We start from the raw sequence: 12,542 nt of genomic DNA, 5'->3' as shown, positions 1-12,542 counted from the left end.
CGCCGCCCGCCGCGGCCCGCTCGGGCCGCGGCGGGCGGCGGCGGTCTATGAGCGGGCGAGGTCCTGTGTCCAGTACGCCCGGTGCTTCCCGTCGAAGGCGACGCCCACGCCGGTGGTGTGGAAGGAGCAGTTGAGGAGGTCGGCCCGGCGCTCCGGGCTGTCCATCCAGGCGTCGACGGCGTGCTCGGGCTCCGCCGCCGCGGCGCTCTCCGCCCGGGCGTCGTGGACCGCCGGGGCCGCCGTCCGTGCGCCGGGCTCGGCGCGGTCCGGGGCACGGTGGGCAAAGGCGCGGCGGGCGGCCAGGTCCCGGCTGTGCTGGCGGGCGCTCTCCGCCAGGCGCGCCTCGCGTCGCAACGGCTCGCAACCGTGCTCCGCACGCGCCTCGTTGACGAGCCGGAGCGCCTCCGCCTCGTCGCGGCCGGCCCGCGGTGCGTCCGGCCGGGCGGTGGGGCTTTCGGCGGCGGACGAGGCGGGCGCCGGATCCGGGGACCCCGTGTACTCGGTCGCCTTCGCGTCGTCCTGGGAGGAGAGCACGGCGAGCGCGCCGATGAGCGCACCGGCCGAGACAACGATGGCAGGAGGAACCCTGCGGACCCGCGGCGGAGGGGCGCCGCGGGAGCCGCGCGCAGGCGTGGACGAGTATTTCGTATTCAACTAAATAGTCTCCATGCGTGGGGGGAGATACCCGGGAGAGGGCACGTCGCATTCCACGCGCCATCCCTTCACCGGAGAGGAATCCGGTCGTGCGAAGGGGCGCTCCCAGGAGCCGGATTACCGTAACAAGAGAACGGAACCGGGCGCCCTCGCGGGCCTTGGTTCAGCAACAATCTCCGCCGTGAGCTGGGAAATCAGGGGGGCATCAGCTGTCGATACCACCCCGCCCGGGCATTCGGCATCGGCAGCGGGATTCTTCGACATACCGGACCAGTTCCGGCACCGACTTCTCCCGCACACCCCAGCCCCATTCCCGGCGGCGGCTCCTCTTCCGCACCGGCCGCGACGCCCGCCGCCTCCCGGAGACTCCCCTCCGTACGGAAGCGCGCGACCACCCAGGAATCCGGGAAATTCCCTCCTCTCGGCCTGCCCAGCAGCGAATCCCGGGGCCGGCTTGCGACCATGGGCGGGCTGCCGGGGCCGACGCCCTCCGGGTGCCCGACCGCCACCGGAGCGCGACACCTCGGCCCACCGGTACCGGTATCCGCGGACCTTCCGCGCGAAGACCTCCGTCGCCGCAAAGGAGCCCTGTATGAACGCCAGCACGGATCTGCTCGTCGATGCCTTCGGGCGCATCCGCGAGGTCGTCGAGGACGTCGTCACCGGGCTCGACCCCGACGAGCTCGGCACCCGCCCCGACGACGCCAACTCGATCGCCTGGCTGGTCTGGCACCTCACCAGGATCCAGGACGACCACCTCGCCGGGGTCGCCGGCACCGAGCAGGTCTGGACGTCGGACGGCTGGTACGACCGCTTCGGGCTCCCCTTCCCCGCCGACGACACCGGCTACGGTCACTCCGGCAAGGACGTCGAGGCCGTCAGCGGCCTGAGCGCACAGCTGCTGACCGACTATCACGGCGCCGTCCACGACAACACCGTGCAGTACCTCGCCGGGGTCGACGACAAGGACATGAAGCGGGTCGTCGACCGTGCCTGGACGCCGCCCGTCACCCTCGGGGTGCGCCTGGTCAGCGTGGTCGCGGACGATCTGCAGCACGCCGGACAGGCCGCCTACGTCCGCGGCCTGCTCGGGCGCTGAGGACCGGCCCGCGCCCCCTCACCGCGGCCTCATCCGCCGCGGGGCAGGCGGTGCAGCTCCACCGCGGTGAGCCGGCCCGCCGCGCACTCCGCCGTCATATAGGTGCAGTACGGCTGCCGGCGGCGGTCGGTCGGCGACCCCGGGTTCAGCAGGCGCAGCCCGCCGTCCGCCGTGGAGTCCCAGGGGATGTGGCTGTGCCCGAAGACCAGCACATCGAGGTCGGGGAACCGTTCGGCGCACCGGCGCTCCCGCCCCTGCGCGGGACCCGTCTCGTGCACCACGCCCAGCCGGACCCCCGCCAGTTCCGCGTAGGCCACCTCGGGCAGCCGGGCCCGCAGCTCCGGACCGTCGTTGTTGCCGTACACCCCGATCAGCCGCCGGGCGCGGGCCTCCAGAAGATCCAGCGTGGCGGTGTCGACCCAGTCGCCGGCGTGGACGACGACGTCCGCCCGGGGCACCTCGTCGAGCAGGTGGGGCGGCAGTGCCTTGGCGCGCCGGGGCAGATGGGTGTCGGAGACGAGCAGCAGTCGCACGGGGTCCCTCCTCGGGTGGGCGTCGCGGACGCGGGCGCGCCGGTCAGCGTTCCTGGGCTGTCGGCCGCACGGCGATCTCGTTGACCGCCATGTGCGGCGGCTGCGTGACCATGAAGGTGAGGACGCGGGCGATGTCCTCGGCCTGCAGCCAGAGCTCCGGGGGCAGTCCGTGGGCGGCTCCGGCCTGGCTGCTGCCGCGGGTCATCTCCGTCGTGGTCATGCCCGGTTCGACGAGTCCGACCCGGACCTGGCGTCCGGTCACTTCCTGGCGCAGCGCCTCGCTGAAGGAGCACACCGCGTGCTTGGTGGCCGAGTAGACGCTGTTGCCCTTGCGGGGCACCCGGCCGGCGACCGAGCTGACGGTCACCAGGTCGGCCACGCCGCGCGGCCCGTCGTGCGCCGCACTCAGCAGATGCGGGAGCACGGCGTGCGACATCCGCAGCACCGCCCTGAGGTTGAGATCGACCATCCGGTCCCAGTCCTCGGGATCACTGTCCTCCGCCGCGCCGCGCGCGCCGAAGCCCGCGTTGTTCACCAGGATGTCCAGCCGCCCGAAGCGGCCCACGGCCTCCTCGACCACCCGCGGCGCCTGCGTCGCCTCCCCCAGATCGGCCGTCAGGGCGACGGCGGAGCCGCCCCGTTCGCCGATGGTCCGCGCGAGCCGCTCCAGCCGCTCGGTCCGGCGCGCGACCAGTGCGAGCGAGCAGCCCTCCCGGGCCAGTGCCAGGGCGGCGGCCGCACCGATACCGCTGGAGGCGCCGGTCACCAGCGCCACACTGCCCGCCAGCGCCCCGGCGCCCGCGCCGCCTGCCGCCCCGGATCCGTCCTGACGCACCGTCATGGGGTGCTCCGAGCTGCCCATCGTCCCGCTCCTCCTGCTCGCGCTCCGGCCCGCGGCGGCCGCGGCCCCGCTCCGCGGACCCGTACCCCGCCGGGCGCCCGCTCTCCCGCCCCCTCTGCCATCTGCCCTCCGGGCGCGTTGCCCCCTCCGCCGGCACCCGCCCCCGCGCAGTGCGGTCCGGATGCCCGGACAACGGGTATTACCTACGGGAACCCCCCTTTTTCTGGCTCTGGGAGCTGCTCATGAAGCACACCCATCCCCTGCCGGGCGACATCGGACTCACCCGCATCTCCGGCGTCACCGGCACGCTGATCCGCTTCGGACAGTGGATCAACAAGGACGGCTTCGCCGACTACGAACACGCCTTCCTGGTCCTCCCCGACAACCAACTGCTGGAGGCGGAGCCCGGCGGCGCCCGCATCACACCCCTGGCCGCCTACGCCGACGCGGACGTGCTCTACGTCTGCCCGGAACACCTCACCGAGCGGCAGCGCACCGACATCTGCGCGGCCGCCACCGGCTACGCCGGGGTCCCCTACAGCTTCCTCGACTACCTGGCGATCGCCACGCACCGGTTCCACCTGCCCGTTCCGGGGCTGCGCCGCTATGTCGCCAGCACCCGGCACATGATCTGTTCCCAGCTCGTCGACCAGTGCTATCTGGACGGCGGCGTGCACCTGTTCGCCGACGGCCGCTGGCCCGGCTATGTGACGCCGATGGCCCTGTACCGCCTGCTGGCTTCCTGACCCGGCCGCCCGGCACGGCCCGGGCACGGGTACGCCCTCGCCCGGCGGCGCTTCCCGGAAACGGGGCCGCCGGGCCTGTCACCGGGTACGGAGCCGTCCCGCCCCGCCGCAGTCGCCGCAACGGTTCACCTATCATGAGAACCGCCAAGGTCGGCACCGGCGCGAAGGGGGCGGCACGATGCAGCGACGGACGACGCGGCGGCAACCCGTACTCGTCTATGACGGCGACTGTGCCTTCTGCACGTCCTCGGTCCGGTTCGCCGAGCGACGGCTGCGGCCGCGCTGCGAGGCGACCCCCTGGCAGTTCGCCGACCTCGCCCGCCTCGGCGTCGCCCAGCAGCGCGCCGAGCGCGAAGTGCTGTGGGTGACCCCGGCCGGTTCCGTGCACGGCGGCGCCCAGGCCGTCGCCAAACTGCTGATGAGCTCCCGCGGCGGATGGCCGGTGGTGGGGGCGCTGCTCACCCTCCCGCCGGTGCGCTGGGCCGCCCACGCCGCGTACCGCGTCATCGCGCGCAACCGTCAGCGGCTGCCGGGCGGCACGGCGGCCTGTGCGCTGCCGTCCTCCGCCCGGAACAGCCGGCAGCCGTCGTAGCGCGGTCCGGCCGAACGGGGCCGGTCCCCTCGCGCGCGGCACGGCGCCCGGTGGCGTTCCGCCCTCGGGCGCTCCCCTCCGCCGCGGCGCCGCCCGGCCCGCCCCGGGTGGCTCAGGTGCCGGACTTGCGGCCGTAGACGTAGACGTCGTCGCCGTTCTTGAGCAGGGACCAGTACTTCTTGGCGTCGTTGGTGCGCATGTTGACGCAGCCGTGCGAGCCGGGAGCCGACCAGACGCTGCCACTGATGGAGTGGAAGGCCTGGCCGCCGTCGAAGAACTGGCTGTACGGCATGGCCACGTGGTAGAGCGTCGACACATGGTGCAGATGGCGCCAGTAGATCTTCTTGGCGCCGGTGCGGGTCTCGTACCCGTCGCGTCCGCTGCGGATCGGGACCGGCCCGAACACCAGCTTCGAGCCGTCCTGGATCCAGCTGAGCTGGCGGGTCAGGTCGACACAGGCGATCCGGCCCTTGGTCGTGGGGCACTTGCGCGCCTTGTTCGGGTTGTTGCCGGCGGCCTTCTGCTGGGCCACGAGGCTCATCACGCCCCAGGTGACCGGGCCGGCGTAGCCGATGTTCGGGGTGATGCCGTGGCTGGTCTGGAACGCACGTATCGCCCGGCAGTCGGACGCCGACTGCCGGCCGTCCACCGGGAGCCCGAGGAACTTCTCGGCCTGCTTCTGATAGGGGCCGCGGCTCGCGGTGCAGGACGACGCGGTGGCGGCCTGGGCCGTGGAGCCGAAGGCCACCGTCAGCGGAAGGGTCAGTGCGGTGAGGGCGAGCGCCGCGCCCGCCCGGCGGCCGGCGCCGGACCCCGGTATCCGCAGGTTCAGTTGTCTTTTCATGCCCCGTAGGACTGTTTGTCCGACCCGTCGGTTGCATACGTGACCGACCCGAAATATCTGACAGGTCGTGGCATGGAAGCGCCCGGCCCGGGCACGCCCCGGCCGGCCGGGACGGCCCGGTCCGGCGGGGGCGGCGGCCGCGCCTACAGCACCGCTGCGGTCTCCTGCCGGGCGTAGCTGAATCCGTCCTCGTCGAAGTAGAAGACCGCGATCTTCACCTTGTCGCCCTTGCCGAAGGAGGAGCCGACGGCCGGACGCAGGGCGACCTGCGCGGTGTGGCTGTTGTAGTCGCAGGTGAGCTTGTCCGTCTTGACGGTGCCCGCGGCGACCGACCCGTCATGGCCGGTCTGGTTGGTCGCATTGGCGACCAGCTGGTGGTGCATGCCGGGGTCGCAGGAGTAGGTGACCTTCACCTGCAGGCCCGGCGCCTGCAGGGTGACCTTGTCGATGGCCAGGTCATTGGCCTTGGCCACCGCGGACGGCGCCGCGGCCAGGATGCCCGCGCCGACCAGGGCGGTGACGGCTGCGGTACCGGCGAGGCGGCGCCGGAGACGGGACGACTTCATGACGTTTTCCTTCCCCCCTGCGCGGTCACCGCGGTCGACAGCAGCGGAGACATATCCGCTTGTACGGGTGACTGCGACAGATGTTCACGTTGAATCGGGATCTTACGTGACCTCTCCCATGAATCCGCACACACTTTCGCCTTTCTGGCCGGCCGGCGCGGCACTCCGTCGGGAATTCGCCCCCCGCCTCCCGGGGAGACGGGCCCCTGACACACCACCTCTTGATGACCGTCCGCACCCGGGACGCCACTTAATGTGCTCATGGCGGGCGGCGCGGCACCCCGCGCACGGCTGCCTCCCCGGGCTCCGCCAAGAGCCCCCTTCAAGAAGGGACGACGCATGATCCCCGATGCCCTGCGCGCCGAGTACGAGCAGCGCTTCTCCCTGTACGACACCGATGGCGACGGCTACCTGACCGCGGACGACTTCACCGAGCGGGCGCGCGTACTGACGGCGGCGGTGGGCGAACCGGAGGGGTCCGACAAGGCGCGGGCCCTGCAGGCGGGGATGCGCAACACCTTCGAGGAGCTCGCCGCCCTGGCCGACGTGGACACCGCGGGGCGCCTGGACCGGGAACAGTTCGTCGCGGCGTTCGCGCGGGCGGGCTCGACGGGGACGCTCGGCAGGGTGGTGGGACCGTCGATCGCCGCGACCGTCGCCCTGGCCGATGCCGACGGGGACGGCGTGGTCAGCCTGGCGGACTTCACGGCCGTGCACCGCGCGGCCGGGTATTCGGCCGCCCAGGCGGAGGCGGCGTTCCAGGCGCTGGACCAGGACGGCGACGGACGGCTGAAGCTCGAGGCCTGGCAGGCCCCGTGAGCGCAACGACGCCGGCGGCGCCGGCCGCTCAGGTCCGGAACGTCAGCGCGAGCTGCGCCAGCAGCTCCGGATCGCTCGCCCGGGCGGGGCGCAGGCCCAGGTAGCCGTCGGGGCGGATGAGGAATCCCTCGCCGCCGTGTGCGCCGTAGCTCTGCCGGAACGCGTCCCGGCCGTCCTGGACGACGGGCAGCGGCAGGCCGTCCGTCCTGAGTCCCGGGGCGACGATCACCCGGACGGTCAGCTGCCCGTGCGCCCTGCCGCGCGCCGCTTCCGCCACGTCGGCGCACGACGCCAGCTGGTCCTCGCCGTCCGCGTAGAGCAGCAGGGTGTGCTCGTCGCCGCGCAGCACGTCGAACAGGCGGGACGGGAAGGCGGCGAGTTCGTAGCGGAGGCCGCCGCAGTCCGGGGCGCGGTCGCCCGGCGCCGGGCCCTGCCGGGGCGGGTGGTCCGTGCCGACGATCGGGCTGCCGCGGTATCCGACGAGGAGCTGGGCCTCGCGCCGGATGAGGGTCGACGGGTCGTCCGGGTCCGCCTGGACGCCCTCGCCGGCATGCCGGACCGTCCGTTGCACCACTTCCTCGCCCACGGGGCGGCGCTCGGCGTGATAGCTGGACAGCAGCCCCTCACTCGCGGTCGACCGCACCGCCATGGCCAGCTTCCAGGCCAGGTTGTACGCGTCCTGAATTCCGGTGTTCATGCCCTGGGCGCCGGTGGGCGGGTGGATGTGGGCGGCGTCTCCCGCGACGAACACCCGGCCCTCCCCATAGCGGTCCACCAGGCGGTGGCTGATGCGGAAGACCGAGGACCACCGCAGGGCGGTGGCGGTGGCGGGCCGGGGCGCGAGCCGGTCCAGGACCGCCTGGATGTCGGCGAGACCGGGTACCGGACCGTCCTCCAGCCCGTGCGACACACCCTCGTCGTCGGGCTGTTGAGGTTCCCTGGAGAGTGCGGGCGGGACGAGCATGGACATCCGGTAGCGGTGGTGGCCGGGCAGCGGAATGCACACCAGCAGGTCGTCGGTGCGTCCGTCGCTCTGGTGCATGGACCGGACCGCGTAGCCGGGCGGCAGATCCCAGTCGACCTCGACATCGCCCAGCATGTACTCCTCGGGGAAGGCACCTCCCGCGAAGCCGAGGCCCAGGGTCTTGCGGACGACGCTGTGGGCCCCGTCGCATCCGACGAGGAACCCGGCGCTCGTCCCCTCCGCTTCGCCGGTGGGCAGGGCGAGGCGGACCCGGACGCCGTCCGCGTCCTGCTCGAAACCCAGCAGCTCGGTGCCGCGTTCGACGTGCCCTCCCCAGCGCGCCAGCACCGCTTCGAGCAGGCGCTCGGTGTCGTTCTGCGGAAGGGCGGCGAAGCGGTACGGCACATCCGGCGGCAGTGTCAGCTCTATCCGCGCCTGCTGGACGCCGTTGACGTAGAGCAGCTGCCCCCGGAGCGGGACCGCGGCCTCCAGCGCCTCCCGGACGATGCCCATGCGGTCCCAGATCTCCAGCGTCCTGGGCTGGATGCCCACCGCCTTGGCGAACGGCTGGGGTGCGGGCAGTCGGTCGATGACCCGGCAGCGCACCCCTCGGCGCCGCAGCTCGCAGGCCAGGGTCAGTCCCACGGGGCCCGCCCCTACGACCAGGACCTCCACATCGGCCACGGCTGCCTCCCGGGCGACGACGCCCTTCTCTCCAATGCACCACAGCGCCCGATGCCTGTCCATTCCGCACCAGCCCCTCGCGGGGAGCGCCGGATGCCTCCCCGCGCCCGTCGCCCCGCCGCGTGCGATGCGCCGTTGCACCAAGGCGGGACGGGCCGTTGCACCGCCGGGATGCCCGTGCGCGGTGCATGCGGACCTGCGCAGCGCATGCATCGTGTGCGCCGGTCGCGCTCGGCGGACACCCCGGGGCCGGGCAGGTGATCGCAGGGCACGGGGGTGTGCGGCGCCTTCGGCCCGACGGGTGCGCCCCGCCCGTCTGAACAGGTGTGCCCGGCACAAGCACGGCCGCGGGCCGACGGCAAGGGGGCAGGCCGGGCGGCGGCGGCGCTCCCGCGCGCTCTGCCGAGGCGAACTCGGGCCGTGGTTGTCTCTTCCCCGTCAAATTCCTGGCGCCGCACGGAAATCGCGGTTCGTGCATCGTTCGAACGCGTACGCCGAAAACGCGCCAGGTTTTCTGCAGAACCGCCAGGAAACTGTGCGGCGAGCGACGGGAGTAGAGGCATGGAATGTGCGCGGGCATCGAAATCGCCTGCCCGGGGTGAATTCCGGGGCTATGGCGTCCGGGGCTTCACGGCAGCGGCGGTCCTGCTCACGGCCGGCACGCTGAACCTGGCGGCCGGACAGCCGGCCGAGGCCCGGTCCGGCGGGGTCTGGGACCGCCTGGCCGGCTGCGAGAGCGGCGGGAACTGGCGCATCGACACGGGGAACGGGTTCTCCGGGGGGCTGCAGTTCGCCCACTCCACCTGGCACTCCTTCGGCGGCGGCGTCTACGCGTCACGGGCGGCGCGGGCGACCCGGTCCCAGCAGATCCAGGTGGCCGAGCGGGTGCTGGCCCGGCAGGGCTGGGGCGCCTGGCCGGCCTGCTCGGCGTCGCTGGGGCTCAACTCGGCCACCGCGCACCGCACTCCGCGGACCACCGCGCGCCCCGCACCGCAGCGCCAGGCCGCGCCGCCGGCCCGGGCGCGGGCCCGCCATCCGCAGTCCCATGAGAAGCGCTACAAAGTGGGGCGCCATCGGAGTACCGGCGGCTCGGTCGTCGTCAACTCCGGTGACACGCTGAGCGGCATCGCGTATGCACACGGTCTCGGCTGGCAGGAATTCTACCGGCTCAACCGGCGGGTGATCGGGGCGAATCCGCATCTGATTTTCCCCGGCCTGCGACTGGCCGTGCCGCACTCCGGCGGCCACTGAACGCATAAGGAAATACCCGGAATTCCCCGGCCCGTCGCCGAGCGAATTCCGGTGATGCTCCACCCTGTCACGCCGCGGTGGCTCGTCGGAGGGGACGGGCCACCGCGGGCCGTGCCGGTGGCCCGGCGTCGCCCGTGCCCCGCCGAAGGCGCGTGCGGTGCGGCGTGGGGCGGGTCAGCCGGCGGTCGCGTACACCCGGTTGGCGAACTCCGCGATCTCCGCGTCGCTGAGGTTCTTGGCGAGGTTGGCCTCGGTGATCATTCCCACCAGTTGGTGGCCGCCCTTGACGTCGATCACCGGCAGGCGCTTGATGTGGTGCTCCTCCATGGTCCGCAGGACCTCGGAGGCGTCCGCGTCCGCGTCGATCCAGTGCAGCTCGCCCCCCATCGAACCGGACTGCACCGTCGCCGGATCGACTCCTTCGGCACAACAGGTGACGACGATGTCGCGATCGGTGACCATGCCCATGAGCCGGTTGTTGTCGCCGCAGATGGGCAGGCAGCCGACGTCCAGGTCCCGCATCATCTTCGCCGCGTCCATCAATGATTCGTGGGCACCTACACAGCGCGCTCCGCCGGACATGATGTCGCGGGCTCGCAGCTTGCTGGCCATGATTCCTCCTGTCTCAGGAGTGGTGATTGCCTCGCTTCGATCACATCACGGATGACCCCACGACGCTCACCGGGACCGGGGGCGCAGCGCTGCGGCGCCCTCCCGGCGGAGAGCGGGCGCGCCCGGCCTCCGACGCGGGGCGGGGGCGCGCTGCCTCCTCCCGCCCGCGGCGTATGTTCTGAAGGGCAACTACCCGCGTCCACAAGGGCTGTCCTGCGGCGACTGCCGGACCGGACGTCGCCCCCGGGCGTAAGGTCGGACCCTGTGACGACGTCGAATCCTTTCTTCGAGCCGAGTGAACTGCCCTACGGACTCCCGCCGTTCGCGCGGATCCGGAACGAGCACTTTCTCCCCGCCTTCGCCCGCGGCATGGCCGAGCAGCTGGACGAGGTGGCGGCGATCGGTGCCTGCGCCGAGCCGGTGACCTTCGAGAACACCGTGGAGGCGCTGGAGCGCAGCGGCGCGGTGCTGGGCCGGGTGGGCAGGGTGTTCTTCAACAAGGTGGCGACGGACACCGACGAGGAGATCCAGGCGATCGAGGTCGAGATCGCTCCGCGGCTGGCCGCCCATGACGATGCGCTGCTGCTCGACTCCGCGCTGTTCGCCCGGCTGGACGCGCTCTTCGACCGCCGTGCGCAGCTCGGATGCGACGCGGAGCAGCTGCGGCTGCTGGAGCGCCACCACACCAGCCGGGTCCGGGCCGGTGCGCGGCTCGCCCCCGGGCAGCAGCGGCGCCTGCGCGAGCTGAACGCCGCGATCGCCGCCCGCAGCACCGAGTTCGGGCAGAACCTCCGGGCGGCCACCGCGGCCGCCGCGCTCGTGGTGGACAGCGCCGAGGAGCTGGCCGGGCTGCCCGCCGACCAGGTCGCGGCCGCCGCGGCGAACGCCCGAGCGCTGGGGCACGAGGGCAAGTTCGTGCTCAGCCTGAAGAACTTCTCCCAGCAGACCGAGCTCGCCGCGCTGGACGACCCCGCGCTGCGTGCGCGCCTGCTCGCCGCCTCCCTCGGGCGCGGCGCCGACACCAACGGCCCGGTAGCCGTCGCCCTGGCCGCCCTGCGGGCCGAGCGGGCCGCCCTGCTCGGCTACCCCAGCCATGCCGCCTGGGAGGTCGCGGACCGGACCGCCGGTACCACCGGGGCCGTCGAGGACCTGCTCGGCCGGCTGGTCGCCCCCGCCACCGCCAACGCCGCGCGCGAGGGCGCAGCCCTGGCCGAGGCGGCCGGCGTGGCGGAGGTCGGCGCGGCGGACTGGCAGTACTACTCGGAGCGGGTGCGCAAGGAGCGGTTCGCGGTCGACGCGTCGGTGCTGCGGCCCTATCTGGAGCTGGAGGCCGTGCTGCACGACGGGGTCTTCCATGCCGCCGGGCTGGTCTACGGGATCACCTTCACCGCGCGCCCGGACCTGGTGTCGTACCACCCGGATGCCCGCGTCTGGGAGGTGCACGACGCCGACGGCAGCCCGCTCGGCCTGTACATCGGCGACTTCCACGCCCGTGGGTCCAAGCGGGGCGGCGCCTGGATGGACGCGCTGGTGCCGCAGTCCCGTCTGCTCGGCGACAAGCCGGTGGTGGTCAACAACCTGAACGTCGCCAAGCCCCCGGCCGGCGAGCCGGTGCTGCTGACCTGGGGCGAAGTCAACACGCTGTTCCACGAGTTCGGGCATGCGCTGCACGGCCTGTTCTCCGACGTGCGCTACCCGCTGCTGTCGGGCGCACAGGTGCCGCGTGACTTCGTCGAGTTCCCCTCCCAGGTCAACGAGGTGTGGGCGGACTGGCCCGAGGTGCTGGCGCACTACGCCCGGCACCACGTCACCGGCGAGCCGATGCCGGCCGAACTGCCGGCCCGGCTGCGCGAGGCGGAGAACTTCGGCGCGGGCTTCCGGATGGTGGAGCACCAGGCCGCCGCCGTACTGGACTGGGCCTGGCACAGCCTCGCCGACGGCGACGCGCCGGCCGCCGACGGGGCAGCGGCGTTCGAGGCGGCCGCGCTGGAGCGTTACGGGCTCGCGGTGGCCGCGATCCCGCCGCGCTACCGCACCGGCTACTTCTCCCATGTCTTCAGCGGCGGCTACGCGGCCGGGTACTACGGCTACCGCTGGGCCGAGGTGCTGGACGCCGACACCGTGCGCTGGTTCCGCGAGAACGGCAGGACGATCCGCGAGAGCGGTGAGATCTTCCGCCGGGAGCTCCTCGCCCGGGGCAACAGCGTCGACCCGCTCGACGCGTTCCGCGCGGTGGTCGGGCGGGACCCGGAGCTCGCGCCGCTGCTGGCGCGCCACGGACTGGACGGCTGACTCCGGGCGGCGGGAGCGGCCACCGTGGCGTCCGCCATCGGGCCG

The 12,542-nt window shown here is 73.1% G+C and carries 13 protein-coding genes; 6 read left to right on the top strand and 7 right to left on the bottom strand.

Annotated features, from left to right (window positions below):
* Nucleotides 1–45: 45 nt before the first annotated feature.
* Nucleotides 46–654: a CAP domain-containing protein gene (locus AB0411_RS06345; protein ID WP_366416075.1), complete on the bottom strand. Its 609-nt coding sequence runs from the start codon at nucleotides 652–654 to the stop codon at nucleotides 46–48.
* A gap of 592 nt (nucleotides 655–1,246) precedes the next feature.
* Between AB0411_RS06345 and AB0411_RS06340 the strand changes: the two genes are divergently transcribed.
* The gene (locus AB0411_RS06340; RefSeq protein ID WP_366416074.1) at nucleotides 1,247–1,753 is read left to right on the top strand and encodes a mycothiol transferase; all 507 of its coding nucleotides are present in this window, start codon (nucleotides 1,247–1,249) and stop codon (nucleotides 1,751–1,753) included.
* Between the two features lie 29 nt (nucleotides 1,754–1,782).
* On the opposite strand, the gene AB0411_RS06335 is transcribed toward AB0411_RS06340, so the two are convergent.
* Nucleotides 1,783–2,286, bottom strand: coding sequence for a metallophosphoesterase family protein (locus AB0411_RS06335; protein WP_366416073.1), 504 nt, complete (start codon nucleotides 2,284–2,286; stop codon nucleotides 1,783–1,785).
* Nucleotides 2,287–2,329: 43 nt separating this feature from the next.
* Nucleotides 2,330–3,127 carry an SDR family oxidoreductase gene (locus AB0411_RS06330; protein WP_366416314.1) on the bottom strand — a complete coding sequence of 266 codons (798 nt, stop codon included), beginning with the start codon at nucleotides 3,125–3,127 and terminating at the stop codon, nucleotides 2,330–2,332.
* A gap of 242 nt (nucleotides 3,128–3,369) precedes the next feature.
* Between AB0411_RS06330 and AB0411_RS06325 the strand changes: the two genes are divergently transcribed.
* Nucleotides 3,370–3,873 carry a hypothetical protein gene (locus AB0411_RS06325; RefSeq protein ID WP_366416072.1) on the top strand — a complete coding sequence of 168 codons (504 nt, stop codon included), beginning with the start codon at nucleotides 3,370–3,372 and terminating at the stop codon, nucleotides 3,871–3,873.
* A 178-nt stretch (nucleotides 3,874–4,051) separates the two neighbouring features.
* Nucleotides 4,052–4,465: a thiol-disulfide oxidoreductase DCC family protein gene (locus tag AB0411_RS06320; RefSeq protein WP_366416071.1), complete on the top strand. Its 414-nt coding sequence runs from the start codon at nucleotides 4,052–4,054 to the stop codon at nucleotides 4,463–4,465.
* 112 nt (nucleotides 4,466–4,577) lie between these two features.
* Here AB0411_RS06320 and AB0411_RS06315 read toward each other — a convergent pair whose 3' ends face one another.
* Together AB0411_RS06315 and AB0411_RS06310 are read right to left on the bottom strand one after the other, a co-directional pair.
* On the bottom strand, nucleotides 4,578–5,309 hold the full coding sequence (locus tag AB0411_RS06315) for a L,D-transpeptidase family protein (RefSeq protein WP_366416070.1): 732 nt from the start codon (nucleotides 5,307–5,309) through the stop codon (nucleotides 4,578–4,580).
* A gap of 143 nt (nucleotides 5,310–5,452) precedes the next feature.
* Complete coding sequence (locus AB0411_RS06310) at nucleotides 5,453–5,875, bottom strand: hypothetical protein (RefSeq protein WP_366416069.1); 423 nt, start codon at nucleotides 5,873–5,875, stop codon at nucleotides 5,453–5,455.
* A 339-nt stretch (nucleotides 5,876–6,214) separates the two neighbouring features.
* Here AB0411_RS06310 and AB0411_RS06305 point away from each other — a divergent pair, with 339 nt between their 5' ends.
* A complete protein-coding gene (locus tag AB0411_RS06305) occupies nucleotides 6,215–6,694 on the top strand; it encodes an EF-hand domain-containing protein (RefSeq protein WP_366416068.1) in 480 nt (159 codons plus the stop codon).
* Nucleotides 6,695–6,722: 28 nt separating this feature from the next.
* Here the strand turns inward: AB0411_RS06305 and AB0411_RS06300 are convergent, their stop codons facing one another.
* Nucleotides 6,723–8,405 carry an FAD-dependent monooxygenase gene (locus AB0411_RS06300; protein ID WP_403146586.1) on the bottom strand — a complete coding sequence of 561 codons (1,683 nt, stop codon included), beginning with the start codon at nucleotides 8,403–8,405 and terminating at the stop codon, nucleotides 6,723–6,725.
* A gap of 498 nt (nucleotides 8,406–8,903) precedes the next feature.
* On the opposite strand from AB0411_RS06300, the gene AB0411_RS06295 reads away from it, so the two are divergent.
* A complete protein-coding gene (locus AB0411_RS06295; RefSeq protein ID WP_366416067.1) occupies nucleotides 8,904–9,593 on the top strand; it encodes a transglycosylase family protein in 690 nt (229 codons plus the stop codon).
* 174 nt (nucleotides 9,594–9,767) lie between these two features.
* Here the strand turns inward: AB0411_RS06295 and AB0411_RS06290 are convergent, their stop codons facing one another.
* The gene (locus AB0411_RS06290) at nucleotides 9,768–10,205 is read right to left on the bottom strand and encodes a CBS domain-containing protein (protein ID WP_086715131.1); all 438 of its coding nucleotides are present in this window, start codon (nucleotides 10,203–10,205) and stop codon (nucleotides 9,768–9,770) included.
* Nucleotides 10,206–10,469: 264 nt separating this feature from the next.
* Between AB0411_RS06290 and AB0411_RS06285 the strand changes: the two genes are divergently transcribed.
* A complete protein-coding gene (locus AB0411_RS06285) occupies nucleotides 10,470–12,497 on the top strand; it encodes a M3 family metallopeptidase (protein WP_366416066.1) in 2,028 nt (675 codons plus the stop codon).
* Nucleotides 12,498–12,542 lie beyond the last annotated feature (45 nt).

It is taken from the genome of Streptomyces angustmyceticus, assembly GCF_040701845.1.
GTDB lineage: Bacteria > Actinomycetota > Actinomycetes > Streptomycetales > Streptomycetaceae > Streptomyces > Streptomyces angustmyceticus_A.
This window is presented reverse-complemented; position numbering and strand designations above follow the sequence as displayed.